23 protein-coding genes are annotated in these 26,882 nt (G+C 65.8%); 6 read left to right on the top strand and 17 right to left on the bottom strand.

From position 1 onward, the window contains the following. Nucleotides 1-43: 43 nt before the first annotated feature. The 7 genes from GO608_RS11205 to GO608_RS11175 all read right to left on the bottom strand — a co-directional run bounded on the left by GO608_RS11205 (nucleotide 44) and on the right by GO608_RS11175 (nucleotide 8,719). Nucleotides 44-2,014, bottom strand: a complete 1,971-nt coding sequence (locus tag GO608_RS11205) for an oxidoreductase (protein ID WP_169200155.1) — start codon at nucleotides 2,012-2,014, stop codon at nucleotides 44-46. Between the two features lie 148 nt (nucleotides 2,015-2,162). After that, nucleotides 2,163-2,408 (bottom strand): hypothetical protein, encoded by a 246-nt coding sequence (locus GO608_RS11200; protein ID WP_169200156.1) that lies wholly within the window; start codon nucleotides 2,406-2,408, stop codon nucleotides 2,163-2,165. Nucleotides 2,409-2,522: 114 nt separating this feature from the next. Beyond that, nucleotides 2,523-3,533 (bottom strand): AraC family transcriptional regulator, encoded by a 1,011-nt coding sequence (locus GO608_RS11195; RefSeq protein ID WP_169200157.1) that lies wholly within the window; start codon nucleotides 3,531-3,533, stop codon nucleotides 2,523-2,525. 255 nt (nucleotides 3,534-3,788) lie between these two features. Continuing rightward, complete coding sequence (locus GO608_RS11190) at nucleotides 3,789-4,577, bottom strand: cyclase family protein (RefSeq protein WP_169200158.1); 789 nt, start codon at nucleotides 4,575-4,577, stop codon at nucleotides 3,789-3,791. Between the two features lie 64 nt (nucleotides 4,578-4,641). Then, nucleotides 4,642-5,544, bottom strand: a complete 903-nt coding sequence (locus GO608_RS11185; protein ID WP_169200159.1) for a DmsC/YnfH family molybdoenzyme membrane anchor subunit — start codon at nucleotides 5,542-5,544, stop codon at nucleotides 4,642-4,644. 26 nt (nucleotides 5,545-5,570) lie between these two features. Continuing rightward, nucleotides 5,571-6,185: a 4Fe-4S dicluster domain-containing protein gene (locus GO608_RS11180; RefSeq protein ID WP_169200160.1), complete on the bottom strand. Its 615-nt coding sequence runs from the start codon at nucleotides 6,183-6,185 to the stop codon at nucleotides 5,571-5,573. After that, entirely contained in the window at nucleotides 6,185-8,719 is a 2,535-nt protein-coding gene (locus GO608_RS11175; RefSeq protein ID WP_247003069.1) for a molybdopterin-dependent oxidoreductase, read from the bottom strand. Before GO608_RS11175 ends, GO608_RS11180 begins: the two co-directional genes overlap by 1 nt. A 1-nt stretch (nucleotide 8,720) precedes the next feature. On the opposite strand from GO608_RS11175, the gene GO608_RS11170 reads away from it, so the two are divergent. The 4 genes from GO608_RS11170 (at nucleotide 8,721) to GO608_RS11155 (ending at nucleotide 11,442) form a co-directional block, all read left to right on the top strand. Beyond that, a complete protein-coding gene (locus tag GO608_RS11170; RefSeq protein WP_169200143.1) occupies nucleotides 8,721-9,023 on the top strand; it encodes a hypothetical protein in 303 nt (100 codons plus the stop codon). 97 nt (nucleotides 9,024-9,120) lie between these two features. Further along, on the top strand, nucleotides 9,121-10,344 hold the full coding sequence (locus tag GO608_RS11165; RefSeq protein ID WP_169200162.1) for a methyltransferase: 1,224 nt from the start codon (nucleotides 9,121-9,123) through the stop codon (nucleotides 10,342-10,344). Nucleotides 10,345-10,484: 140 nt separating this feature from the next. Beyond that, the gene (locus tag GO608_RS11160) at nucleotides 10,485-10,865 is read left to right on the top strand and encodes a DUF6746 family protein (protein ID WP_169200163.1); all 381 of its coding nucleotides are present in this window, start codon (nucleotides 10,485-10,487) and stop codon (nucleotides 10,863-10,865) included. A gap of 82 nt (nucleotides 10,866-10,947) precedes the next feature. Beyond that, nucleotides 10,948-11,442, top strand: coding sequence for a hypothetical protein (locus GO608_RS11155; protein WP_169200164.1), 495 nt, complete (start codon nucleotides 10,948-10,950; stop codon nucleotides 11,440-11,442). Nucleotides 11,443-11,544: 102 nt separating this feature from the next. Here GO608_RS11155 and GO608_RS11150 read toward each other — a convergent pair whose 3' ends face one another. From GO608_RS11150 to GO608_RS11125, 6 genes are all read right to left on the bottom strand, one after another. Continuing rightward, entirely contained in the window at nucleotides 11,545-12,642 is a 1,098-nt protein-coding gene (locus tag GO608_RS11150; RefSeq protein WP_247003067.1) for a Fic family protein, read from the bottom strand. Nucleotides 12,643-12,787: 145 nt separating this feature from the next. Further along, the gene (locus tag GO608_RS11145; protein ID WP_211159570.1) at nucleotides 12,788-13,030 is read right to left on the bottom strand and encodes a hypothetical protein; all 243 of its coding nucleotides are present in this window, start codon (nucleotides 13,028-13,030) and stop codon (nucleotides 12,788-12,790) included. A 282-nt stretch (nucleotides 13,031-13,312) separates the two neighbouring features. Then, nucleotides 13,313-13,648, bottom strand: coding sequence for a four-helix bundle copper-binding protein (locus GO608_RS11140; RefSeq protein ID WP_169200166.1), 336 nt, complete (start codon nucleotides 13,646-13,648; stop codon nucleotides 13,313-13,315). A 311-nt stretch (nucleotides 13,649-13,959) separates the two neighbouring features. Then, nucleotides 13,960-14,991 (bottom strand): threonine-phosphate decarboxylase CobD, encoded by a 1,032-nt coding sequence (gene cobD, locus GO608_RS11135; RefSeq protein WP_169200167.1) that lies wholly within the window; start codon nucleotides 14,989-14,991, stop codon nucleotides 13,960-13,962. Continuing rightward, nucleotides 14,984-16,018 carry an adenosylcobinamide-phosphate synthase CbiB gene (gene cbiB, locus GO608_RS11130; protein ID WP_247003065.1) on the bottom strand — a complete coding sequence of 345 codons (1,035 nt, stop codon included), beginning with the start codon at nucleotides 16,016-16,018 and terminating at the stop codon, nucleotides 14,984-14,986. The genes cobD and cbiB overlap by 8 nt, the downstream gene beginning before the upstream one ends. Nucleotides 16,019-16,133: 115 nt before the next feature. Continuing rightward, nucleotides 16,134-16,580: an SRPBCC family protein gene (locus tag GO608_RS11125; RefSeq protein ID WP_169200168.1), complete on the bottom strand. Its 447-nt coding sequence runs from the start codon at nucleotides 16,578-16,580 to the stop codon at nucleotides 16,134-16,136. Nucleotides 16,581-17,037: 457 nt separating this feature from the next. On the opposite strand from GO608_RS11125, the gene GO608_RS11120 reads away from it, so the two are divergent. Continuing rightward, nucleotides 17,038-18,213, top strand: a complete 1,176-nt coding sequence (locus GO608_RS11120) for an SRPBCC family protein (protein WP_169200169.1) — start codon at nucleotides 17,038-17,040, stop codon at nucleotides 18,211-18,213. A 93-nt stretch (nucleotides 18,214-18,306) separates the two neighbouring features. Here GO608_RS11120 and GO608_RS11115 read toward each other — a convergent pair whose 3' ends face one another. From GO608_RS11115 to GO608_RS11105, 3 genes are read right to left on the bottom strand one after another with little or no spacing between them, the layout of a single operon-like run. After that, nucleotides 18,307-20,685, bottom strand: a complete 2,379-nt coding sequence (locus tag GO608_RS11115) for a xanthine dehydrogenase family protein molybdopterin-binding subunit (protein WP_169200170.1) — start codon at nucleotides 20,683-20,685, stop codon at nucleotides 18,307-18,309. Beyond that, nucleotides 20,682-21,197, bottom strand: a complete 516-nt coding sequence (locus GO608_RS11110) for a (2Fe-2S)-binding protein (protein WP_169200171.1) — start codon at nucleotides 21,195-21,197, stop codon at nucleotides 20,682-20,684. Before GO608_RS11110 ends, GO608_RS11115 begins: the two co-directional genes overlap by 4 nt. A 58-nt stretch (nucleotides 21,198-21,255) precedes the next feature. Then, nucleotides 21,256-22,125, bottom strand: coding sequence for an FAD binding domain-containing protein (locus GO608_RS11105; protein WP_247003063.1), 870 nt, complete (start codon nucleotides 22,123-22,125; stop codon nucleotides 21,256-21,258). Nucleotides 22,126-22,563: 438 nt separating this feature from the next. On the opposite strand from GO608_RS11105, the gene GO608_RS11100 reads away from it, so the two are divergent. Further along, nucleotides 22,564-25,593, top strand: a complete 3,030-nt coding sequence (locus GO608_RS11100; RefSeq protein WP_247003061.1) for a chemotaxis protein CheB — start codon at nucleotides 22,564-22,566, stop codon at nucleotides 25,591-25,593. On the opposite strand, the gene GO608_RS11095 is transcribed toward GO608_RS11100, so the two are convergent. Next, the gene (locus tag GO608_RS11095; protein WP_169200664.1) at nucleotides 25,496-26,749 is read right to left on the bottom strand and encodes an IS256 family transposase; all 1,254 of its coding nucleotides are present in this window, start codon (nucleotides 26,747-26,749) and stop codon (nucleotides 25,496-25,498) included. The genes GO608_RS11100 and GO608_RS11095 overlap by 98 nt on opposite strands. Between the last annotated feature and the right edge of the window lie 133 nt (nucleotides 26,750-26,882).

The following is a 26,882-nucleotide window of genomic DNA, read 5'->3' as shown; positions in this document are numbered from 1 at the left end:
TTCCTGGGCGCGGCTGCACTGCCATTTGCGTGACGGCGCCGGCTCAGATCCGCACGCCGAGCCGGTAGCCTTCGTGGATCGCGGCGTCGAGCCCGCGCGCGATGACTGCGTCGCCGGCGCCGTGCAGCTCATCGACCATCCACTGGAATTCGTGGAACAGGTCGTGGTTCGCCTTGCGCGGCCCGGACACGACGACCGTGTCGGCTTCGACGAAAATCTCCTCGCCTTTGCCGTTCTTCACCGTCGCGCCTTCGACCGTGACTTTCGTCAGCACCGACGACGTCAGCGTGCGGATGCCGAGTTCCTCGATCCACGCCGAGTGGCGCCACTTGAACGACGGCATGACGTCGCCGGCGATGCGCTTGTCTTCCTCGACGAGGACGACTTCGTGGCCCTGCTTGCACAGCGATTCGGCCAGCGTCAGGCCGATCTTGCCGGCGCCGACCATGACGATGCGCTTGCCCGGGGTCACTTTGCCGGTCGCAACGTCGAGCGCATCGACGAGCTGCTCATGGCCTTCGATGTGACGGTAGGCTTTCATGTCGGTGCGCGAGCCGGCCGCGACGATGCACACGTCGAACTGGTGCAGGATGCTGCGCATGAACTTCGCGTTCGCCTCGGTGTTGAAGCGCACGTCGATCTCCATCTTGCGCGCCATCGTTTCGTAGTACTTGATCACCGAGATCAGGTCGTCGGGCCGCGCGAGGTCGTTCGCCGCGTAGCCGGCAAGGCTGCCGCCGATGCGGTCGCCTTTCTCGAACACGGTCACCTCGTGGCCGCGGCGCTTCGCGGTAATCGCCGCTTCCATGCCGGCCGGGCCCGCGCCGATGATCATGATCTTCTTCTTCACCGCCGCCGGCGTGACGTGGTATTCGGGCTCGACTTCATGGCCGAGCGCCGGGTTCATCGCACAGGTGTAGGGCAGGTCGCGGAACAGGCGCGACAGGCAGTTCAGCGAGCCGATGCAGCGGCGCACCTCGTCGAGCCGATCTTCGGCCGCCTTGTGCAGCAGCTCGGGGTCGGCGAGCATCGGCCGGCACACTTCCCAGTAGTCGAACACACCTTCGGCGATGCACTGGTTCGCCATCACCGGGTCGGGCAGGCGGTTGCCGAACGTGATCAAGGTGTTCGGGAAAAGTTTCTTCGCTTTCGCCGACAGGTAGTTCCAGTGCCCGGGCGCGACGTCGCGGCCGATCGACGATTCCGGCGCTTCCTGCCAGCCGACGGTCACCGAGATCATGTCGACGCCCGAATCGACCGCCTGCTGCATCAGCTCGAAGCACTCGTCCTCGCTGTTGCCGCCCCAGCGGTCCATCAGCTCGGCGCCGTTGAGCCGCACGACGAGCGGATGTTCGGGAGTCGCCTGCTTGATCGAATCAATGAGCTCGCGCATGAAGCGGCCGCGGTTCTCGATCGAGCCGCCGTATTCGTCAGTGCGCTGGTTCGTGAAGCGCGAGTTGAAGTTCGCGAGCAGATAGCCCATGAAGCTCGTCACTTCGGTGCCGTCGAAGCCGGCGCGGATCGCGCGTTTCGCGGCATCCGCGTGCTGGCCGATGATCGCGCGGATCTGCTCCTTCGTGACTTCCCGGGGCGGGCGGAAATGCGGCAGCGTCTGCGGCACGACCGACGGCTGGATGCAGTAGCCCAGATCGATGCCGCCGTAGCGCCCGGCGTGCAGGATCTGCTGGATCGCGACCGCGCCGCCGTCGTGGATGTACTGCGCGATGGTCTCGAACTGCGGCAGGAACTTGTCGTCGAACAGCGCCACCTGGCGGAAGTAGGACTTGCCTTCGCCGAGCGGGTCCGGGTACGCGCCCTGGTTCGTGATGATGCCGGCGCCGGTCGCGGCGATGACGCGCATGCGGGCGAGCTCGCGCGGAGTGATGTAGCCGTCGCGCGTGTTGTAGTTCGACACGCAGCACGCGCCGTACTTGACCATGTTCTTGGTCGGATACTTGCCGATCTGGCCGGGTTTGAACAGGTGGGGGAGCTTGAGCTCGCCGGGTCGGGTCATGCGGGTCTCCAGTGGATTTCGTTGCTCATGAACGAAGCGTTGCAGGGATATGGGTAAAAACGGGGGTAAAAACGGGTCGGCGGGCCGGAGCGGGGAGCGCGCGGGAACTACGCGACGCGCACCGCTCCATGTCGATCGCGTAGCGGCGTCACGCGGCGACGGTCGCGGTCTTTCGTCCTTTCACCGGCGGAAGGGAATCCATGAACGCCCTCAGGCTGTCGCCCTGCATCTCGTGGATGAGCGCGACGACTTCGCCCAGTGACGAGGCGCACACGCACGAACAGGCTGCGGGGAAATCGATCCCGCTGCGCGCCTGCGTCACCGGCGCGTCGGCGGCCGCGTCGTCTTGCTCGAGTTCCCGAATGAGCATCATCACATTGCCCAGTGCTGTCATGGCCTTTCCTCCTTCCAGGAATCCGCCTCGTCATCGAGGCGGCTGAACATGGATTCAATATAGCCATGCGCCGGATGCGGCACCCCCCCCATGCGGGAGGGGTTTGCGCGATGCTCAGCCGCGCGCCCTTTCGCGCGTGCGCGAAGGACATTCGCCGTACTTGTTGCGGTAGTCGGTGGCGAAATGGCCGAGGTGATGAAAGCCCCAGCGCATCGCGATATTCGTCACGGTCTTGTCGGCTGACGAGGGGCTTCGCAGTTCCTCGTGCACCCGCGCCATGCGCACCGACTTGAGGTAGGCCATTGGCGTGGTGTTGCGGAATTCGCGGAATCCGGCGAACAACGCGCTGGTGCTGACTTTCGCATGCGCGGCGAGATCGCCGATCGTCAGCTCCTGGTCCGCGTGCGCCTCGATGAACTCCTCGACGCGCCGGACGTGGCGCGGCGCGATCGACTGCGGCGGGTCGAGCAGCGCGTCGCGGTAATTGTTCGGCTGCACCATCAGCAGCGTCGTCACCAGCAGATGTTCGATCTGGGCCATCGCCAGCGACGAGCCGAGCATCGGCGCCTCGCGTTCGAGTTCCGACGCCAGATGCGACACGAGCACCTGCCAGCTCACGCCGCCCTGGCTCGACATTTCCATGCCGAGCCGGAATTCGACCGGTTCGGACAGCTCGTGCCCGAGCAGCTGCGCGCAGACGCTCTCGAGCAGCGCGCGGTCGATCCTGACCATGATCTGGTCGCAGCCGCCATTCACCGTCTGCGACAGATTCTGCGTCGGAGTTACGACCGACGCGAGCTCGGGCGTCGAGCGGATATGCTGGCTACCGCAATGGATGTCCGCGCTTCCGAGCATCGGCATCATCACCAGCACGAAATCCTTCAGGCAGCCGGCGTCGATCTCCACCGTCGGGCCGTAGCGCAGCCGGTTCAGCGACACGCCGCGAATCCGTGCGTGCTGCATACAGGCGTCGACGGCGCCGCCGCGTCCGGCGATTTTCAGTTCATGCGGGCAGAATATGTCGGCAACGCGGTCGCGCGCCTCTTCCGCATCCGTGGTCTGGAACAACGCATAGCGGGAAAGCGGATCACGCCCCCCCAGCGTCCTCACGAGCGCGTGGGTCATCCTTCACTCCTCCTCCGGACTGCATTCCCTGCCTCGTTATTTTTCGACGCATGGGAATTCCAAGCTTGCGCAAGTTGGGGCTTGCGGCTTGGCCGTCGCGCGATGTCGTCTCGTCCGGTTCCCGCCGGCGATTTCACGCGTCCAGGATCCGGCCCCATCGCGGCGGCCAGAAACTGTATACAGTACACAGGTGTCGAGAGCAAGCCTTTCGCCCGTCCGCCTCGGACGGGCGATCACCGCCGCGACCGGCCTCGTTCAGGCCGGGACGAGCGCGAGCACTCTGAGCGGGCTGCCCGAGCCGTCGACGAGCTTCAGCGGCGATGCGACGAGCACTGCGCCGGTCGGCGGCAGCTGGTCGAGATTGCACAGGCTGGCGAGTCCGAACTTGCCGTTGCCCTGCATGATGTGGTGCGTCCAGAACGGGGGATCGAACGAGTGGGCCTGGCCGGCATCGGTGCCGACGGTCTCGACGCCGACGCCCAGCACGTCGCGTTCGAGCGCGAGCAGTTCGGTCGCGCCGCGATCGAAACCCGGCGAATGCGGACCGTCTTCGCGGCAGTTCAAAAACTCCGCCGCACCGACGCGCTTCGACCAGTCGCTGCGCAGCAGCACCCATGCGTTCGGCGGAATGCGTCCGTGCCGGCTTTCCCATTCGAGCAGCGCGTCGCGCGTCAGCAGGTGATCGGCGTTCGCCGCGGCCTCGCGGCTGATGTCGATGACGCAGGCCGGGCCGACGAGGCGGCGCGCCGGGATCGTATCCACCGTTCCTTCGCTGCGGTCCTTGCCGCTGATCCAATGCACCGGCGCGTCGAAGTGCGTGCCGGTGTGCTCGCCCATGCGGATCGTCCGCCAGTACCACGCCGGCCCCTGGTCGTCATAGTGTGAGATCGTCTCGAACGTCACCGGCGGCGAATTCGAGAACGGCTCGGGCAGGCCGAGCACCGGCGTGTCCGGCCCGAGCGGCTGGGTCAGGTCGACGACCTTCACACTCCCCGCTGCGAGCGCGTCGACGAGCTGCGTCAGGACGTTTCCATTCGATGACATCTTGTTCTCCTCGGTTTCGTTATCGGGTGCCGGAACCCGGCGTTTCCCTGGGTGGCCCTATTCGTCAGCGTCTGAAACGCGGCGCCGAACCCGTCACCGGATCGTACGCGCCGGCCTTGAACATCAGCACGCGAAATGCATAGTAGCCGGCCAGCTGCGCGCCCGACACCGCGAGCATCCACGCGAACTGGCGCGGCGCAAGCGCCATCATCAGCGCCGACACGACGAAGCCGAGCCCGATGACGAGCGGGATGAACCAGCGCGCGAAGCGCCCGCGCAGCAGCAGGCCGACGGCGGCGCGGCCGGCTTCAGAACCGTAGCGCGCCCCGTGCAGCATGCTCAGCACGGTGACCAGGCCGAGGAGCATCAGCGCGATCGCCGCGGCCTGCAGCAGCCGCACCGCCTCGCCGTCGGCGGCGAGGAACGGCGTGTTGAAACCGAGCACCAGCGTCAGCAGCACGCCGTTGAGCAGCGCATAGATGAGGCTCGCGATCGGCATCAAGCCGGTGTTCCACAGCGTGATCGCCGACGAATGGGACATCGCGAAACCCTGATACACCATGATCACGAAGCACGCCAGCAGCGCCACCGCGCTCACCAGTTCCGACACCGCGCCCGGCAGGAACGGGCTCCTGACGTCGAGAAGGTGCAGCGCGCCGGCAACGGCGAACACGACGATCGCGAGCAGCCCGCGGCTGACCCACGAACTGCGCACTTTCGTCAGCGCACGCCAACCGCGCAGCGGCTGGCCCAGATGCAGCAGGTGGCCGCCGGCCTTGCCGAACAGCACCATCAGCAGGCCGACGGTCATGCCGGTGACGAAATCGAAGAACTGCGACACGAAATACAGCCCTGCCCCGGCCTCGCCGAAAAAGAACGCGGTCGCCATATGCACGCCCCACGCTTTCTGCATGCGAAAGCCGACGCGAAAATCGTCGCCCGCGATCGGGACGTTGCTCGCCATCATCGAAATTTCTCCTTCGTCGCTACCGATCAGTCGATATAGAAAACGCGCGGATTGGTGTTCTTGTCGGCCAGCGGCTGGCGCGCCCGGTGCTCCTGGATCAGCTGCCGCACGCGGCTTTGCGCATCGTCCAAGTCGCCGAAGATGCGCGCTTCGGTCGGGCACGTCGCGACGCACGCGGGCTCCTGGCCGGCATCGACGCGCTCGTGGCAGAACGTGCATTTGACGACCGTGCCGACCGTGAAGCGCGTGAGGCCCTGCTCCTCGAACGGCGTCAGCCGCCCGTTGCCGAACAGCCCCTGCTGCAGCATCTCCGGCTCGAGGCGCGTGCGCTGGTCGTATGGACACGCGACGATGCAGGAGCCGCAGCCGATGCATTTGTCGCGATCGACCATGACGATACCGTCGGCGCGGGTCCACGTCGCGCCCGTCGGACAGACCCGCTCGCACGGCGCGTCTTCGCAGTGGTTGCAGATCGTCGGAATGTAGGTCCGCGTCGCGTGCGGATACTCGCCGACCTCTTCACTCAGCGTCTTCGTGAAGAACACGCCGTTCGGCAGACTGTTCTCCTGCTTGCACGCGACCGCGCAGGCGTTGCAGCCGATGCAGCGCCGCAGGTCGAAAACCATGCCCCACTTCGCCATCAGTGCGTCCTCCGCTGCCCGAACACCGAGTTGCCCGCGGCGATCCCGGGTGGCATCGCGGCGAGCTTCGTCAGCTTCACTTTCGCGACGGTTTCCGGCTGCCCGCTGCACGCGTCGGTGTGTTTCAGATTCGCCGGCAGCAGCTCGTTGAAGTTGCCGCCGCCGTGGCGCACCCCGGTGTTCTGCGTTGCGACCCGCGAGAGCGCGTTCGACACGCACACCGCGTCCGGATGCACGCCTTCGGACAGCGCGACGCGCCCGACGATGCTGCCGTACGGCGATTCGATGCGCACGATGTCGCCGTCGCCGAGCCCCTTGGCTTTCGCCGTCGCCGCGTTCAGCAGCACCGCGGTGTGCACCGGGTCCTTGAACACGATGTCGTTTATCCACGGGTTGCCGATGCTCTCGCCGAAGTTGATCTGGATGTCCTTGAACGTGATCGCGTACAGATCGAACCCGGCCGGCTCGAGATGCACCGGGTCGAGCACCGCGGTCGGCAGCGGCTGGTAGTCGCCCCATTCCCATTCGTGGCGGATCGGCACGTCGGCCGCTTCCATCTTCGCGCGCAGTTCGTCACGCGCCCGCACGATGTCCTCGATGTAGAAGTGCAGGCGCATGCCATCCCACGGCCGGTACCATTTTTCCGGGCGGCGCGGCGTCACTGCATGGCCGTGCTCGACGTACCAGTCGAGCCCCTTGCCGTTCCACAGCAGGCCTTTGCGCTCGGCGATGTCGCGGTCGGTGTATTTGCGGTTCGGTTCGAGCAGCAGCTCCGGCTTCTGGTGGAAGCCGTTGACGAAATTCAGGATCGTGTTCCAGGTTTCGAGGATGCCGAGGCGCTCGGAGATTTCGTAAAAGATCTCCTCCTCGCTCTTCGTGTCGTACAGCGGCGGCGTCGCCGGCTGGCGCAGGCACATGCCTTCGTGGTGCGGCGGCTCGATCATCGTCATGTTCCACGACTCCATCAGGTCGTGCGCTGGCAGGATGATGTCCGCCCATTCGTTCGATTCGTTCGGCAGGATGTCGATCGCGACGATGAAGCGCATCGCGCGCATCATTTCGTACCATTTCTCGCGGCTGCCGGAGATGTTCCACAGCGGGTTCGAGTGGCACAGCAGCATCGTGTCCGGCGTGTAGTCGAGGCCGAACTTCTCCGCGTTCGCGAGCGTGTGCTGCGTGAGATGCCCGGGATCGACGCCGATCGGGAAATAGCCCATCAGGTGCGTCTCGTTCGGCGGGTACGAAAACGGCACTTCCGGGTGCAGCTGGTGCGGCGCTGTCTTCATCATGCCGTTGTCGCCCGCGACGATCTGCCCGACGCCGCCGCGGATCTCCTGCATCTGGTCGTCGAGCGTCGCGCCGACGTGACCCCCGGGCGTATCGATCGCGCCGACGAGGAAATTCACCAGCTTGAACGCCTGGTTCGCCATCGCGCTGTACTTGTGGCCCTGCGCCCCACGATAGTAGTTGTACGCGGCTGGGCGCAGCGGCAGCAGGCGCCCTTCGATCTCGATGAACGAGCCGATCTGCGCCGCTTTCGCGAACTCGCGCGCGATGCGCCGCGTCGTCGCGGCGGGGACCGTCGTTACCGCTTCCATCTGTTCCGGCGTGCATTCGGCGAGGATGTCCTTGAACTTCTGGAACGCCGGCTGGCACGTTTTGCCTTCGACCTCGAAGCTGCCTTCGAGCGCGAGTTCCTTGATGTCCAGGTCGTCCCACAGCTTCGCGCAGCCGTCGGCTGCATCCCAGACGTAGATCTTGCCGTCGGCGTTGCGGACGAAATAGCCGTCCGGGCCGACGAGATATGGCGCGTTCGTGTCCTTCACCAGGAACTTCGCGTCGTAGAGTTTTTCGCTGACGAGCACGTGACACAGGCCGAGCGCGAACTGCCGGTCGGTCGCCGGGCGGATCGGCACCCACTCGTTCGCTTTCGCCGCGCCAATCGACAGGCGCGGCTCGACGACGACGACGCGCATGTTGCGCTCGACGCGCGCTTTCGCGACGTGGTTCGCCTGCGCCGCCGTGTGCAGGTGCGACGAGAAGCCGTCGCCGCCGCCGTTGTTGATCCAGTAGTTGCAGTAATTGACGTCGTTCGCGGCGGCGAAAGCCGAATGGACGAAGCCGTTCATCGGGTGATAGCCGCCGCCGCAGAAATTGCCGACCGACGAAAAGTAGTTCGCGTTGCCGAATGCGGCCGGCCACGCCCACAGGAAAAGTTTCTGGAAGTTGTTGATCGCCGGCAGCAGCTTGCGCCGGTCCTCATCCATCGTCCGCTTCAGCTCGCGGCCGACGATGTCCAGCGCCTCGTCCCAGCCGATCGCCTCCCATTTCGGATCGACGCCCGGCCCTTTTTCCGGATTCGTGCGGCGCATCGGCGTCCTGAAGCGTGCCGGATCGTAATGGCGCAGGATCGCGGCGTTGCCTTTCGGGCACAGGCGGCCGTTGTTGCTCGGGCTGGTCGGGTTGCCCTCGACCTTGTTGACGATGCCGTCGTCGGTGATGTGGATACGGGTGTTACAGGAGTGGATGCACATCTTGCAACTCGAATTCAGCCACTTCCCCGGCTTCATCGAATTTTGCACAGGCTGCGTCGGGTTCTGCATTGCAGCTCCTCGTTGGAATTTCTCGACTGCTCACCGTGCTGAAGTTATGGGAGTCGCCGCAGTGCAGCTATCCCGTGGTTGCGGCGCCTATCCCGGAAATGCCCGTCTTTCGCAGACCGCGGAGAACGCGGCGCAAAAAATGCGGGGCTGGGCACCGGGTTTCTGTGCGCCGGAATCGCGCTTCCAGTGCCGCGCTTGCCCGCAGTTGCCGCAGTTGCCCGCAGTTGCCAATTAGTCCGCTCGCCGGCAGCATGCGGGCGGGCATCAGGACTTTCCCGCCCGCGTTCCTGTCGCCCCCTGAATCACGCCTTCCAACCGGCTGCTCCCAACCGATGAACCACCGCGAACGCCTTCTCGACCTGCAGTCGGTGCTGCTGCAACACCAATCGCTATGGCGGCCGCAGCCGTTTCACGTCCCGCGCCCCGCATGGTGCGATCAGTGGCCGGCGCTCGCCGGAGCGGTGCTCGGACTCGACGAACCCGCGCTCGAGCGATTCATCGCCGATCCCGCCGCGTGCCGCGCGTGGCTCGCGCCCCGGCTGCCGATCGTCGGCATGCTCGAAGCCTTGTGCCACATGCCGGCCCTCGCCCCCCGCGCGCTGCCGCCTGTCGACACCCGGTTCGACTGGTCGATTCCCGGACGCAAGCGCGAGCAGGTCGAAGCTTTCGCCGCGCACGGGCCGGCCGCCCATGCCCCGCTGCTGGAGTGGTGTGCCGGCAAAGGGCACTTGGGAAGGCGCCTCGCGCTGGCCGACCGGATGCCGGTCAGCTCTCTCGAGCTCGACCCGGCGCTGTGCGAAGCGGCGCAACGCCTCGCCCGGCGCGCCGGCATCGAGCAGACCGTACTGTGCGCCGACGCGCTCGCCCCCGGGTCGCGCGAGCACGTCCGCGGCCACGCCGTCGTCGCACTCCACGCGTGCGGCGAGCTGCACCGCACGCTCGTGCGCTCCGCCGCCGACGACCGCGCGCACAGCTACCGGATCGCGCCCTGCTGCTACCACCTCGGCGCCGACGACGGCTACCGTCCGTTGAGTTCGGAAGCTTCGCTGCCGCTCGACGCCGCGGCGCTGCGCCTCGCGGTGACCGAGACCGTCACCGCCCCCCGCCACGTGCGACAGCGCCTCGCCCGCGACCAGGCGTGGAAGCTCGGCTTCATTGCGCTGCGCAACGCGCTCGAAGGCGAAGCGATCCGCCCTTTCCGCCCGGTGCCGTCACCGTGGCTGTCGGGCGACTTCGCCGGCTTCTGCAAAGCCCTGGCGCAGCGCGAGCGCGTGCATCTCCCCGCGGCGATCGACTGGACGCACTGGCTCGCGAGCGGCGAGCGCCGCCGTGCCGAAGTGCGGCGCTTCGAGCTCGTTCGTCACGCGTTCCGGCGCGCGCTGGAGACCTGGCTCGTCATGGATCTCGCGCTCGGGTTCGAAGAGGCCGGGTTCGACGTCGAGGTCGGCACTTTTTGCCCCCGCGCGCTGACGCCGCGAAATCTGTTGGTGCTGGCCCGGCGGCGGAAAATTTACCATCCCCGACCCCATGCCGGGCGCCGTCAGTTTCTTCCCTGATCGCCGATTCAGCAGGCCGGGCGGATGCTCCTGGATCGCCCCCTGGGAAGCCGTTGCCCGAACTCACGGTCGCAGCCCTGATCCACCTGTTAAAATGAATGCGAATTGTTTTCATATGCGCAAAATCCCGGGAGCAAAGAATGAAGAAGCCTGTCGTCATTGCAGCGATCCTCGTTGCCATCGCGTTCGTTCCACCCGCCTTCGCATCAGGGGCGGACGAAGCGATCAGGCATTACAAAGGCAAGCCGGTAGAGACCCTGCCTGAAGCCGTAAAGACCTTTTCCGAATACAACGCCAAGCTCGAAGCCATTCTCAAGGGCAATGTGAGCGATGCGGCGATGGCCGACGTGCACGTGTTGACGTACACCCTGGAAAACGCGCTGGGGAAGATGAACGAGGAATTGACGAAGCTCGCCGAGACGCTGGAGAAGCTGCATCAGGCGTCCGAAAAACTGGATCGGGAAAGCGTCGTCCAGCATGGCGACGAATACCTTTCGGTTTCCCGGCAGGTCGTAAAGTAGCTGACCGTCAGCCTCGTCGGCCCTGCTCCAACCGTGTGTGTGGCGATGCCCGGATAGTGGATGTTTATTTCGAGGAAAAGGAATGAACAGTCTTCGATGGGCGCGCTGTGCGGCGCTCGCCTGCGTGGCACAAGCGGCAGCGGCGGCAGATCCCGCCGAGTGCCGGCACATCGACGAAGACGCCGCACGGCTGGCCTGCTACGACGAGGCGTTCCGAAGCGCGCAGACGCAGGTCGGCTCCGGGCCATACACGACGCTCGACTTTCGCGAGCTGTGGGTCAACCTCAGTGGCCACAGGGGAAAAAAAGTCGAGGTAGAAGGCGAGATTTCCACCTTGGCCGAACCCGGCCTCGTGTCTCTGGGGAAACGGTTGCCGAGCGCGAACACGATTCAGGTCAGAACCGACCAGCTCGACCGGGAGCTACGGCTGCGGATCCTCGAAGCCTGCAACCGCTCTTGCGCGGTGATCGTGAAAGGCGTCGTCTCGACGCGCGGCCAGAACCATATCCTCGCCGATGACATCGTGTTAAAGAAAGCGCTGACCCCGCAGGAGCGGCGCGAGCAAGGCCGGCAGTAGTCACTACGTAATTTGCACCGCGCTCTTCAGTTCGGGATGGCTGGTGGATATCAGGGACAGGAAATCGTGATGTCGATCTCGACCGCTACTCTCTTGGCCTGATCATACGGCCGTGCTGTCGCGCTGCATGACGGGTGCCGTCAGGATCGCGTAAAGCGGGGTGTTGATGTAGTAGTTGGTACGCCCGATTCTGCGCTTTTCGAGTAGACCGTCAGCCGCCAGCCTGTCGAGATACTTGGTAGCGGTGAGCCGCGACACCTTGAGATCGTTCTGCAGGAACTCGATCTTGGTGTACGGGTGGGTGAACAAGTTGTTGATGAGATCCTGGCTGTAGAAGCGATAGTTCGAGCGGATTCGGTGCTTTACGTCGAGCAGCGTCGTCCGGATCGCATGGATCGTGGCGATGGTCTCCGCCGCGGTTTCCTTCACGGCGGTCAACATGTACATGACCCACTCCTCCCAGCTGTCGCGATCCCGCACTTCCTGCAGCAGCCGGTAGTAGTCCGGCTTGGTGCGGACGATGTAGCGGCTCAGATAGAGCACCGGAATGTCGAGCAGTCCCTGCTTCACAAGATACAGGACGTTGACGATCCGGCCGGTGCGGCCATTGCCGTCGTAGAAAGGGTGGATGCTCTCGAACTGATGGTGGATCAGCGCCATCTTGATCAGGGGGTCGGCGTCGAACGCGGCGGCATCGTTGATGAAGCGCTCGAGGTCATCCATCAAGCCGGAAATGTGCTCGGGGTGCTGCGGCGGCGTATAGACGACTTCGCCCATGCCGTTCTTGAGCGCGGTTCCGGGCAGCTTACGGAACCCGGCATGGTTGCACTCGAGCTCGATCTGAACCTGCAGGATGTGATTGTTGGTCAGCAGGCCGGTCTCACGCACCAGTTGGTAGCCCAGCCACAATGCCTGGCGGTAGCGCAGGACTTCCTTGGTTGCCGGCGATGCGCCGTCGTCTGCCGCGGCTTCGTCCTTGAACAACTCGTCATGCGTGGTAACGATGTTTTCGATCGCGGAACTATCCTTGGCTTCCTGGATACCGAGAGTGTTGATCAGGATGCCCTGGTGCGGAATGGTCGCTGCAACGCCCTTCAGTTCGGCCAGTTGACGGCTGGCCGTGGCGAGCTTCTTGAGAATGTCTGGGGTATCGAAGCGGCTCGGGAGGAGCGTCTGAAGCGGTGCAAGATCGGTCATCATCACCGCCCCACACGCTGAACGTGTATAGAAAAAGCCGGTTTCCTATACACATTGCTCTCGACCTGTATAGAAAGGCGCCGCTCTCGATACACGTCACGCCAGAAAGCCCCATACATTCGGCCGACGGTCGGAGCATTGGCGGGGCTCATTGCACTGCCTCGCCGGCGACTGCTTCGATCATCCGCTCGAACTTCGCCTCCACCTTCCTGGCGAAGTCGTTCTGCATCTGCCACCCGTCGGCAAACTCGGCGAAAGCCCAGTAGCCGTATCTGGCGTGGGTGTTCACGCCCGGCACCCAGTAGGTGTCCATCGTGGCCTTCTTCTCCTTCGCGTCCTCGCGGCGGTAGCCCTTGATTTGGACGATGAGGTGTAGCGGATTGCTCCTCATTGGGTCGCGCCCGCCGCTGCCGTCGCCGATGAGGACGACGAAGTCCGGCAGTGACCACTAATCGTCACTTCTTCTACCAATTATGCCAATTTTCTTGTGATGAACCGAATCGACTCTCCCCTTCGGACTTGCTGCAGGAGGACGCAATCGAGATCACGACGAAAAAACAGCCGCCCAAAGGCGACCGAAGGAGCGATGCGGAGGGATCCGTCGTTCGACAACGCGGGCACAAGGCCTCGGCCACGTCATGCCGGCTTGAACTCGGCGCTGCCCGCGCGCCGGTCAGCCACCGGCACTCATGCGGCGGCACTCCTCAGCGCAGCGGCGGCAGGCCTGGGCGCACTCCTGGCAGTGGGGATTCTGATGCTTCGCACACTCGTCGCCGCAGGCTTCGCAGACAGTCGCGCACAGCTGGCAGACCTGCTTCGCAAACTCGCTGTCTCGCGCCATGCAGCCGGCCGCGAGACGACAGATCGCGGCACAGTCGATGTCGAGCGCGATGCAGCGCGCCATCATCTTGATGTCGGGCTCCTGCAGGCAGGCGGTCGAACAGTGGTCGCAAGCGTCGGCGCAGGCGTTGCAGGCTTCGACACACGACGCGTATTTCTGATGAGCCATGGGACACCTCTTCAGTGAGTGGAGACGCCGGCTGCACGGGACCCGGATCGAATGCCGCCCGCGCGAAACGGATTTGCCGGTGCGGCTGCGCGAGCAAGAACGGTTCCGCGGCAGGGCACGGGTGCAAGGCCGCGCCGTAGCCGGCATCACCGTTCAGCGCGGACTTCTTGTCCGGGCACGTCGTGGATTTGGCGGGGTGCGGCGGGCAAGTCTTGCACCGGCCGGAAAATTCTGCATTCGGGCCGACTACGGTCTTTGATTCCGCAGCGGCAGTTGTCGAGCGCAGCGGGCAGCGCGGCAACAGGCGCACGTCATGCCGTCGCGCCGGAATCGTTGCGCGTCGCCGGGCCGGTCAGCGCACGAATTGCCGCTTCAAGGCGCTGCCAGTCGTTTTCCGCCCCCGGCAGGCCGAAGCGCAAGCCCTGGCAATCGGGCGCCGCGAAATGGCGGACCAGGATGCCCTGGCGCGCCAGCGCAGCCGCGATCGATTCGGCCGCCGGAGTGGGCAGCCAGACGAACAGCGGATTCACGCGCCGCGCCCCCTGCGGGTCGAGTGGTGCGAGCAGCCGGGCGAGGCGTGCGCTCGCTTCGGCGAGCGTGCGCCGCATGACGTCCTGCCACGCGGTGTCGGCGAGCGCCCGGCGCGCCACCGTGCGTGCCGGGCCGCACAGTGGCCACGGCCCGGCCGCTTCGCGCAGCGCGGTCAGAAGGTCCGGGCGGGCGGCGACGAAGCCGACACGGGCACCGGCGAGGCCGAAGAACTTGCCCAGCGAGCGGAGGACGATCAGGTTCGGCAGGCGCGCGCCGGCCAGCGTGATCACTGAAGCCTCAGGGGTCGCGTCGATGAAAGCTTCGTCGACCACCAGATGGCCTTCGCGCGCCTGCAGGCGTTCGGCGACGTCGATCAGGACCGCCGGCGCGATACAGCCGGCGTCGGGATTGTTCGGCTGGCAAACCACGAGCGTGTCGAGCGTGTCCGCGACGGCGGGCAGCGCTGCGGCCGCAAAACGGATCACCTCGTGGCCGGCGCGCTGCCAGTGATGCGGGTGTTCGGCGTAGGTCGGCGCCAGCACGCCGACGCGGCCGCGCGGCAGCAGGAAAGGCAGGCCCTGGATCGCCTGTTGCGAGCCGGCCAGCGCGACCAGCCGCGCGGTGCCGTAGTACGCCGTGGCAGCGTCGAGCAGGCCGTCGTCGTCTTCGGGCAGACGCAGCCAGTCTTCGGCCGCAATGGCCGGCACCGGATAAGCGTGCGGACTGATGCCGGTCGACAGGTCCAGCCAGTCGGCTTCGGGGATTCCATAACGCCTGGCCGCAGCACGACGGCGCCCGCCGTGTTCAAGCATGGAACGCTCCCCCGAGCAGTGCCAGCACCAAACCGGCCGTCAGCCACAGGCCGATGCCGCGCCGAACCAGCGTCAGCGCACGACGGATGTCGGCCGCTATGGGCGCCGATCCGACGCCCAGCGTCGGGCGGGCCTCGCGCTGCCCGTGATACACCGCCGCGCCACCCAGGCTCACGCCGAGGCTGCCGGCGCCCGCGGCCATCACCGGCCCGGCGTTCGGGCTGTCCCACAGCGGTGCCTGCGCGCGCCAGCACGCCAGCGCCTGGCCCCCGCGGCCGAGCGCCGCGTAGGTGAGCGCGCAAAGGCGAGCCGGCAAGTAACCCAGCAGGTCGTCGAAACGCGCTGCCGCGCAGCCGAAGTGAAGGTAGCGTTCGTTGCGGTAGCCCCACATCGCGTCGAGCGTATTGGCGAGGCGGAAGAGCAAGGCGCCCGGGCCGCCGAGCAACGCGAACCAGAACAGCGCGCCGAACACCGCGTCGCTGCCGTTTTCCAGCGTCGATTCGACCGCGGCGCGCGCGACTGCCGTCTCGTCGAGCGCCGTGGTGTCGCGCGAGACGATGCGGCCCACGGCTTCGCGCGCGGCGGGCAGGTCGTCGGCGTCGAGCGCGTCGGCGATCGGCAGCACGTGTTCGCGCAGGCTCTGTGCACCGAGCGCAAAGTAGAGCAGGACGACATCGAGCGCGACCACCAGCCAGGCCGGCCCGATATTGCGCAGCCACAGCGCAACGCCGGCGAAAGGCAGCACGGCCAGCAGCCAGGCGGCGATGCCGGCATTTTTTTGCCGGTTGTGCCGCGTCGGGAAGCGGCGCAGCGCGGCTTCGATGCGTTGCGCCAGCCGGCCGAAACCGACCAGCGGATGAAAGCGGCGCGGTTCGCCGAGCACGCGGTCGAGGCCGACGGCGACGACGGCGCAAAGCGGCAGCTGCAGCCACTGCAGCCATTCGACCGCAGCGGTCAGCAGCTCGGCATCGCCGCGCCCGGCACCGACCAGATCGACGATCCCCGGCGTGGATATTACTGACATCATCGTTTCAGCTCATCGCCGCCGGCTCGGCCAGCAGCGCTTCGATAGAGGTGGGCAGGCCGAAGCGCGCGACAATGGCCGTCGCGCGATCTCCGGAGTAACGGTCGGGGCTGCGGCTTCAACCCGGAATTTCCGGCTCGACGAGCCGCGCCAGATGTTCGAGCGACTCCTGCCACCCGAGGTAGCAGAATTCCGGCGGAATCGCCTCCGGAATGCCTTCCTGCACGATATGCACCTCCGTACCGCAGAGCACTGCGCGCAGGGTGAGCGTCATCACCATTTCGCCGGGCAGGTTCGGGTCGTCGAACTTGTCCGTGTGGCGGATGCGCTCGTTCGGCACGAGTTCCAGATAACTGCCGCCGAAGGATTGACTGCTGCCCGAGCCGAAATTCCTGAACGTCATCCTGAAAGTGCCGCCGACCTTGGCGTCCAGATGGTCGACCTTGCAGGTGAAGCCGTTCGGCGGCAGCCATCGGGCGAGCGCTTCCGCATCGAGGAAAGCACGGTAGATCTTCTCGGGTTTTGCGCGCAGCACGCGGTGCAGGCGGACAGTACCGGCAGGCATGATCTCTCCTTTCATCGGGGTTGTATTCGGGGCTGTTGCCGCCCCTTCTCATACCTTAGTCTAACGGCCGGCAGGTCGGCACTGCCGCAACTTCTTGCCGCTCGAGCGCATATGCCCGCCGGGAAGCCCCCGACTCTGCCACGCCCTTCGGAATTTCGCGATGTTTCTGTAAGTGGACAGGTATTCAACAGAGGCGTAATCACGGCAGTCACAGCGTAACAGCCGCTTGCGGGACCCTGTTTTTACATTCCGCCGCCCGCTTTTCGGCACCGCGGCGGGACTCCCGCGGGGAATGTTTCTTGCCACCGCTCCTTCGTGAGTCCGCATCGGCCCCTCGAGGGCCGACCGGGCGAGGCCGACGCTCGCCGTCATCCGTGGCGACCGCGTCGACGGTGCCAACTTCACGAAGCCAGGGTCGTTGTTCCTGTTGTTGCAGCGACCGGCAAGGAGGATTGGAATGAGAAACCATGTGAGTCGCGTCACATCGGCCATCCGCGGGTTCAGCCTCGGGATGCTGGCGATGTATCTGTTCGATCCTGATGTCGGCAGGCGCCGGCGCGCGCTGGTCACCGACCAGTTCACGAGCACGCGCAACCGGCTGACCCACTTCGCCGACACCGCGTACCGCGACGCGGTCAACCGCAGCTACGGTGTCGCGGCGCGGCTGCGCCCCGGTACGGAGCGGCGGCAACCGATGACGGCGCATCAGATCGAAGAGCGCGTGCGGGCGCGCATCGGCAGGGTCGTGCGTAATTCACACGCGCTCAGGGTGCAGGCGCGCGACGACGGCACGGTCGTGCTGTCCGGCCCGGTACTCGCGAGCGAAGTGAACCGGCTGATGAGCGCGGTGTGGTCGGTGCGTGGCGTCACGGGCATCGAGGACCAGATGCAGGTGCACGAGCAGCCGGGGAACGTTTCCGCGCTGCAAGGGGCCCTTGCGCACGAAGGGCGCCGCGGTGCGGGAATGGCCGAGAGCTGGCCGCCCTCGATCCGGCTGCTCGCAGGGATTACGGGCGGCGCACTCACGCTGGCGGGGCTGTCGCGCAGCCGTCCGTTTGGCATGGTGCAGGCGTTGCTCGGCGGCGCGCTCGTCACACGGGCGCTAGCAAACCGCAAGCTCGGCGAAGTCGCAGGAACGTCGGGGCCGCGCAGCGTGCACATCGATAAGGAAATGTTCATCGCCGCGCCACCCGAACGCGTCTTCGACTTCTGGCAGCATCAGGAGAATTTCCCGCAGTTCATGCGCAACGTCGAGGAAGTGCGGCCGACCGGCGAAGACTGCTGGCACTGGAAAGTCGCCGGCCCGTTCGGCCCGGTCGAATGGGATGCCCGGATCACCGAGCGCGAACTGAACCGCCGCCTCGCGTGGCACACGGTCGAGGGTGCTCCGGTCGAGAGCGAAGGGCATGTCGACTTCGAACCCGCCGGCGAAGGCACGCGGCTGCGAGTGTCGATGGACTACGCGCCCGCTGCCGGGGCGATCGGTCATGCGGCAGCGCGGCTGCTCGGGCGCGATGCTAAGACCGAGATGGACGAGGACCTGATGCGCGTGAAGTCCTTCCTCGAAACCGGCGTCGCCGCCCGCGACTCGGCCGCCGGACGCGCTGCGGAACACGCACAACGCTTCCACTGAGCCGGAGCCCCGGGCCGCGTCGTCTCCGGTTTTCGGCCAGGGGAAAAACAACGGCCGCCCGCGGGCGGCCGTTCTGTGCAGCGAATGCCGAAACTAGCAAGCGCGAGCGCGTTCGCGCGCGCCGCCCAGCCCTTTCTCGTTGATCCCTTTCAACACTTTCTCGGGCGTGATCGGCGCTTCCATGAACTGGATGCCGAGCGCGTGATAGATCGCGTTCGCGACTGCCCCGACCGGGCTCACGAGACCCGACTCGCCGACGCTTTTCGCCCCGAACGGCCCGACCGGGTCGGCGTTCTCGACGAGGATCGTCTTGATCTTCGGCATGTCGCTCGGCCCGAACATCTTGTAGTCGGTGAAGCTGTTGTTGAGCATCCGACCCTGGCTGTCGTAGTACGTCTCCTCGCTCAGCACGAAGCCGAGGCCCTGCTGGATGCCGCCTTCGAGCTGCCCTTCGACTGCCGCCGGGTTGATCGCGCGGCCGATGTCGTGCGCGTTGACGAGCTCGAGCACGCGCACTTCACCGGTTTCGGTGTCGACTTCGACTTCGGCGAACGACGCGCCGAAAGGCGGCGAGTTGTGCGGCGCGAAGAAGCTCACGTAGCCCTGGATCTGCCCCGGCGCACCTTCCGGCTTGCCGGTCATCGGGTCGATGAAATGGTACACGCCGGCCCGCGTGATGCTCTCCACGTCGATCGAGCGCGCCGGGTCGCTCTTCGCGAAGATCTTCTTGTCGCGGATGTCCAACTGGTCCGCGGGAACCTGCAGCGCTTCGCTCGCGCGGGCGAAAAGTTGCCGTTTGGCGTCCTCGCATGCGGCTTTCACCGCTGCGCCGCCGACGTAGATCGTGCGGCTCGCGTGCGCGCCGATGTCGAAGCCGGCGTCCGACCCGGGATTCGCGAGCTGCACGTCACCGAACGGGAAGCCGAGTGTCTCGGCAGCGATCTGCTTCAGCGCCGTATGCGATCCCTGCCCCATGTCCGAGCACGCGAAGACCACTTCGGCAGTCGCGTCCTCGTTGATCTTGACGGTGCACACGGTATGTTCGAGCAGCATCGGCATTGCGCCGCTGGTGTGGTTCATCACCGCGCAGCCGACTCCGCGCCGCTTTGTGCCGGTCTGGTTCGCATATTTGCGCCGCTTCGCCGCCCAGTCGATCGCCGCGGCGCCGCGGTCGAGGCACTCGTCGAGCGCGCACGACGGGTAAGTCACGCCCGGGCACCAGCCGTCGTCGCCAACGCCCTTGTGCCATTTCTTGCGCCATTCGACCGGATCGGCACCGACCTGCGCGCACGCGCGGTCGATCAGCTGTTCGAGCGCGAAGTTCGTCTGCGGGTTGCCGTAGCCGCGGAACGCGCCGGTCAGGCCTTGGTTCGTGAAATACGATTCGCCCTTGTAGCGCAGCGCCGGGAACTTGTACATGCCGCCGAGCCACGCGCCGGCGGTGAAAGCGGTGCCCGACGCGTCGAGGTAATAAGCGCCCTTGTAGTTCTCGAAGCGCGCGTCGCACGCGAGCGGCGTGCCGTCCTTCCGGAGCCCGATCTTCATCCAGTACTTGCCCGGATGGCGGCTCGGCGAAATCGCCCAGTCTTCCTCGCGCAGCGTCTGCAGCTTGACCGGGTGGCCCGGCACGGCCATCGCCATTGCGCACGCCTGCGGCTCCGAAATCATCCCGAGCCGCGCGCCGAAGCCGCCGCCAATCACGGTCGCATTGATCTTGACGCGGCTCATCGGCAGCTCGAACAGCTTGGCGAGCTTCGCCTGCACGAGCTTGGGCATCTGCGACGACGTCCAGCACGTCAGCCGCCCGGCGTTGTCGAGCTTGGCGATGTACGCGTGCGGTTCCATCTGGCACTGCTTCTGCTTCGGCACGTAGAACACGTCCTCGACGACGATGTCCGCGTCCTGCATCGCGGCATCGACGTCGCCGCCGCCGAGCGCGTTGCCGGGGAACATCGCTTCAGGCAGCTGGAACGCCCGGTTGCCCGGCTTTTGCGGCGTGAACTGGACTGCGTCGGGCTGCTTCGACGCCTCGGCAGTCAGGTAGACCGGCAGCGGCTCGTATTCGACGATGACTTTCGCCGCCGCGCGCTCGGCGGCCTCTTCGGACTTCGCGATGATTCCGCAGATCGCGTCGCCCTGGTATTTGACGTGCGTCGTGAAGATGTCCTGGTCGTCGATGTCGCCGAGCATGTCGTGCAGTTGCGCGGACACCATCAGGTCCATGACGGACGAGTTGTACTTGTTCCGCGTGACGTCCGCCGGGCCGAGCACCTTGACGACGCCGGGCGATTTCGCCGCTTGCGACAGGTCGAGGCGCACGACGCGCGCGTGCGCGTGCTCCCAGCAGCGCACCACCTTGCCGTACAGCATGCCGGGGAGCTGGATGTCGGCCGCGTAGAGCGCCTGGCCGGTCGCCTTGTCCTTGACGTCGACGCGCTGTGCGCTCGTGCCGACGATGGTTTCCGCGTTCATTGCGCCACCTCCTGACAGGCCGCGTCGGCCTTGACGGTGCGCCCCGGCGCAGTGCGGGCGGCTTTCTGCACCGCCTTGACGATTTTCTCGTAGCCGGTGCAGCGGCAGATGTTGCCTTCGAGCGCGTGGCGGATTTCGTGCTCGGTCGGGTCCGGGTTCTTCGCCAGCAGGCTCGCCGTCTTCACGATCATCCCGGGCGTGCAGTAGCCGCACTGGATCGCCGCCTCGTCGTTGAACGCCTGCTGGATGTGGTTGAGCTCGCCGAAGTGCGCGAACCCGGCGGCAGTCGTGATGCGCTTGCCGTCCATCGTCGCCGCGAGCGCGAGGCACGAATTGATCGCCCGGTCGTCGACGAGCACCGTACAGGCGCCGCATTCGCCGGTGCCGCAGCCGTATTTGGTTTCGGTCATGCCGAGCTGGTCGCGCAGCACTTCGAGCAGCGTGCGATTGACGGCCACATTGAGCTTGTGTTCCTCTCCATTGATATGGAGGGTGATCGCTGCATCCTTCATTTCTGTCTCCTCGTGAAGATCGGCGCCCGCCGATTCAAGTCGGTTCGGGTCGGTTCGGTCAGGCGGCGCTGCACGCTTCCTCGATCGCGCGCTTCAGCAAAACGCCGGAAACCTGCCGGCGGTATTCGGCGGTCGAACGCTTGTCGTCGATCGGGCTGATTTCCGACGGCACGGACTCGACGAGGCGCGCGAGCAACTCCGCGGTGATCTCCCGGCCTTTGAGCAGCGCCTCGGTGTTCCTCAGGCGCAGCGGCGTCGGCGCGACGCAGCCCATCGCGAAGCGCGCCTCGACGCAGGTGTTGCCGAGCATCTCGAGCTGCACCGCGACGTTTAGCTTCGACAGGTCGTCGTTCGTGCGCGTCATGCGCTTGAAAGCGCTGCGCGCGCCGATGGCCGGCGGCGGCAGGACGAGTTCGATCGCAAGCTCGTCGGGCTCGCGCGCAGTGACGCCGTACGACAGCCAGAAGTCGTCGATATCGACTTCGCGCCGGCCGTCCGTGCGCTGCAAGATGAGCTTGCCGCCGATCGCGTAGATCGCGCAGCTGCAGTCGCCGGCGGGCGACGCGCGCAGCAGGTTGCCGAGCACGGTCGCGGTGTTGCGCACTTGGCCGGTCGCGAAGATTTCGGCGGCGTGCCACAGCGCGGGGTAATGCTGCTTCACTTCCGGCTGCGCCAGCAGGTCCGCGATCGTCGCCTTCGCGCCGATGCGCAGCCCTTTCGCCGCATCGAACACGACATATCCGAGCCCGGGGATGCCGTCGAGGCTCATGACGTATTCCGGCGACTGCGTGAACTTCATCGCGACCAGCACGTCGGTGCCGCCGGCCATCACGGTGATGCGCTGCCCGTGCGTCGCCAGCAGCTCGACCGCTTCCGCAAGGCTTTTCGGCAGCAGAAGATCGAAGTCCGGCAATATTCGACTACTCATGGAGTGACTCCTTCGCGAGACGTGAGTGGAGAAAAAGGGACGGTCGTCCCGGTTCGTCGAGTCGTGGAACCCTTGCCCCGGCATCGGACCGAATCGCCCGGACGCGCAGGGATACCGCTCCGGGAACGCCAACAGCCGATACCGGTCATGCTTTTCATCGGCGCGCGCAAGGCCCTGTTGCGGATACCGCCATTGATACCGGCGCAGCGGTTTCGTCGCTATCCGCTGCATCCATCGCCTATCCTGAAAATTCCATGAAGTTCCAGCACAGCCGAAAACGGCCCGCAATGCGAACTCGTATAGAATTTCGCGGCTCCCGCAGCACAGCCTTGCGGAAAACCCGCAGGGGTCGGGCATCCAGTTTCCTGCGCATCGTTTCAACAGCAACCCCGCTCCGGCCTGGCGTCGCTCGCAGGGCGGTCGGGGGGGAATCCAAGCATGAGTGAACAGAACCACGAGCCGGACGATCGCGGCGCGCCCGTGCTGCCCGCCGCGTTCCCGATTGTCGGCATCGGCGCTTCAGCGGGCGGCCTCGAAGCGTTCAACGAGTTCCTCGACCATCTCCCGCCGGACCTCGGCATGGCTTACGTGCTGGTCCAGCATCTCGACCCAACGCACCCCAGCATCCTCGCCACCCTGCTCGCCGGGCGCACGCGCATGCCGGTTAGCGAAGCGGGCGACGGCATGCGCGTAGAGCCGGATCACGTCTACGTGATTCCGCCGAACACCAACCTCGCGATCCTCGGCGGCGTGCTGCACCTGATGCCGCCGGCCCAGATGCGCGCCCCGCAGCTGACGGTGGACTATTTCCTGCGTTCGCTCGCGCAGGACCAGGGCAGCCGCGCGATCGGCGTCATCCTGTCGGGTGCCGCGTCGGACGGCGTGACCGGCATGAAGATGATCAAGGCCGAAGGCGGCATCACGTTCGCCGAAGACCAGCAAAGCGCCCGCTACAGCAGCATGCCGGACGCGGCGATCGCGAGCGGCTGCGTCGATTTCGTGCTGCCTCCGGGCGAAATCGCCGAAGAACTCGCGCGTCTCGGCGGCCGGGTGGCCGCGACGCCGCCGCGCGAGGCGCCGGCCGTTCCCGCCGACGACGAAGGGCACCTCGACAAGCTCTTCATCCTGCTGCGCCGGCGCACCGGCGTCGACTTCGCGCAGTACAAGCACACGACGATCCACCGCCGCATCCAGCGCCGCATGCTCGTGCACCGGCTCGACCGGCTCGCCGACTACGTCAGGCTGCTGCAGGAGCGGCCGGCCGAGATCGACACGCTCTACAACGAGATCCTGATCAACGTCACCGCGTTCTTTCGCGACCCGGCCGTGTTCGACGCGCTGGCGCGCGAAATCCTGCCGGGGATCATCGAGCGCTGCGCCAGCGGCGGCGACCCGGTGCGCATCTGGGTGCCGGGCTGCTCGACCGGCGAGGAGCCGTATTCGATCGCGATCGCGCTGCTTGAATGCATGGAGGCAGCCGACCTCCACCTGCCGATCCAGATCTTCGCGACCGACATCGACACCCACGCGATCAACACCGCGCGTGCCGGCGTGTTCCCCGACAGCATCGCCGCCGACGTGTCGCCGGCGCGGCTCGCGCGCCACTTCACGCACGACGAGCAGGGCTATCTGATCAGCAAGCAGATCCGCGACATGTGCCTGTTCGCGAAACAGAACGTCGTCAAGGACCCGCCGTTCTCGCGCCTCGACCTGATCAGCTGCCGCAACCTCCTGATCTACCTCGGTCCGGTGCTGCAGAAGAAAGTGCTGGCGCTGTTCCACTACGCGCTCAAGCCGACCGGTTTCCTGCTGCTGGGCAGCGCCGAGACCGTCGGCAAGCACGCCGACATGTACCGGACGCTCGACACGAAGCACAAGATCTACGTCAAGAAGGCGCTCGCGGCGACGCTGCAGTTCGACTTTTCCGCACCGCTGTCGGCGTCGTTCAGCCTCGCCGACCCGGTCGCGCGCGAACGGACCGCGCCGGTACTCGCCGGCCGCGACCTGTCGAAGGCCGTCGACCGGCTGCTGATGAAGAAATACTGCCCGGCCAGCGTCGTCATCAACGAGCAGATGGACATCGTGCAGTTCCGCGGCCAGACCGGCGAGTTTCTCGAGCCGGCCTCCGGCGAAGCGAGTTTCAACCTGCTGCGGATGGCGCGCGGCGCGCTCGCGATGGAGCTGCGCGAGATCGTCGGCGAAGCGCTCACGACGCGCGCCGGCGCGCGCAAGGAAGGCATCGCGCTGCGACGCGGCGCCGAGACGCTGCTCGTCGAAGTCGAAGTGTCGCCGCTCGAATCCGCCGCGCCGGGCTTCTTTCTCGTCGTTTTCCACGCAACGCGCGGCATGCCACTTGCTGCGGAGAGCGCGGGCGCGCCCGACGCGCAGCACGAGGAACGCCTGGCGCGGCTCGAACACGAGCTGTCGGCGACGCGGGAATACCTGCAGTCGGTGATCGAGCAGGACGAGACGATCAATGAGGAACTGCGCTCGGCGAACGAGGAGATCCTGTCGAGCAACGAGGAACTGCAGAGCACCAACGAAGAGCTCGAAACAGCCAAGGAAGAGCTGCAGTCGGTCAACGAGGAGCTGTCCACAGTCAATGAAGAACTGGAGACGCGCAACCGCGAGCTGTCGCAGCTCAACAACGACCTGTCGAACCTGCTCGGCAGCGTCAACGTCCCGATCGTGATCCTCGGCACCGACCTGCGCATCCGCCGTTACACGCCGCTGGCCGGGAAGGAACTGAATCTCGATGAACGAGACATCGGGCGCGCGCTCGGCGACGTCGAACTCGGCATCCGGGCGCCGGATCTGCCCAAGCTCGTCGCGCACGTCATCGACACCGTCACGCTGCAGGAGATCGAAGGCCAGGCGCGCGACGGGCGCTGGTATTCGATCCGCGTGCGGCCGTACAAGACGATCGAGAGCCGCATCGAAGGCGCGGTCGTCGCGTTCGTCGACATCGATGAAACGCGGCGCGCGCTGCGGATGGCGCAGGAAGCCCGCGACTACGCCCAAGGCATCGTCAACGCGATCCGCCACCCGTTGCTGGTGCTCGACAAGAACCTCAAGGTCGTGTCGGCGAACCCGGCGTTTCTCGACACGTTCCAGGTCTCCCCGGCGGAGACGGTCGGCAACCTCCTTTACCATCTGGGCAACGGCCAGTGGGGGATCCCACAGCTGCGCAAGGCACTCGAAGGGGTATGCACGCACGGCGAAGGGTTCGAGGATTTCGCCGTCGAGCACGATTTCGAGGCCATCGGGCCGCGAAGCCTGGGGGTGTCAGGATTTCTGTGTGTGAGGCGTGAAGAGACTGTTCCAACGGGGCCGCCTGCAGGCGGCCCCGTTGGAACAGTCGGTAGTCATTTTAGCCCCGGCCTGCTTCAAAGCGCTCGGCGTAAAGGATGGCGAACTGGTTCATCGCCTCTTTCCAGTCTTTGGCTGCCCGTCCCCAGTCGGCGGTGATGTTGCGCAGGGCGAGCCAGATCAGCTTGGTTGCCGCCTCGTCGCTCGGGAAGTGCCCCCGCGTCTTGATGATCTTGCGCAGCCGCGCGTTGATGCTCTCGATGGCATTGGTGGTGTAAATCACCCGGCGGATCGGGGACGGAAAGGCAAAGAACGGGATCACCCGATCCCACGCCCGGCGCCAGGCGGCGGCCACGGGGGGAAACTTCTCGCCCCACGGGCCTTGGGCGAATGCGTCGAGTTCGGCCAGCGCCGCTTCGGCACTCGGGGCGGTGTAGATCGGCCGGATTGCCGCCGCCAGCGCCTTGCGATCTTTCCAACTCGCGTAGTCGAGGCTGTTGCGGATCAGATGCACGATGCAGGTTTGCAGCGTGGTCGCCGGAAACACCGCCTCCAGCGCTTCGGGCATGCCCTTCAGGCCGTCGGTGACCGCAATCAGGATGTCGGTCACGCCGCGCGTCTTGAGGTCATTGAAGACCTTCATCCAGAATTTTGCGCCCTCGGTGTTCTCGATCCACAGCCCCAGGATGTCGCGTGTGCCGTCGGGCAGCACCCCGAGCGCCAGGTAGATCGCCTTGTTGCGGACCACGGCGTCCTCGCGGATCTTGACCCGAAGGGCATCGAAAAACACCACCGGGTACATCGGCTCCAACGGGCGGGATTGCCAGGCAGTGACTTCACCCATCACGGCATCGGTGACCGAGCTGATGAACTCGGGCGACACGTCGGTGCCGTATTGCTCGCCCAGAAATCCCTGGATCTCGCGGATCGTCATTCCGCGCGCATACATGGCGACGATCTTGTCGTCGAAGCCGGTAAAACGCCGCTCGTGCTTCGGGATGAGCACCGGCTCGAAACTGCCGGCGCGGTCACGCGGCACTTCGATCCGCAGCGGCCCGTCTTCGGTAAGCACCGTCTTGCCGCTCGCGCCGTTGCGGTGATTGCTGCTCTCGACCGGCTTGTCAGCGCCCGGCAGGTAGCCGAGGTGATGACTGAGTTCGGCGCCGAGTGCCCGTTCGATCAGCGCCTTCTTGAACGCCATCGCGGCCGCGTTGACCGCCTCGGCGCTCATTGGACCGCCGACGAACTGGTCAATCAGTTCTTTCGGAATGTTGGGCAGCGCCGCCGGTTGCTTCTTGCTCGTCTTGCTTGGCATACATGCTCCTTGCTGACATGTTATGCCTCACACACAAAATTTCTGACAGGCTCCGAAGCCTGCGCATCAGCGGCCGGCCGATCGATGCAGCAGCCGGCCCGCCGTTTCTCGCGCTGATGCAGATCGAGGCAGG

The organism is Aromatoleum buckelii, assembly GCF_012910785.2.
In the GTDB taxonomy this organism is placed as follows: Bacteria; Pseudomonadota; Gammaproteobacteria; order Burkholderiales; family Rhodocyclaceae; genus Aromatoleum; species Aromatoleum buckelii.
Note: the sequence above shows the minus strand (reverse complement) of the source record. Positions and strands in the feature narration are given on the sequence as shown.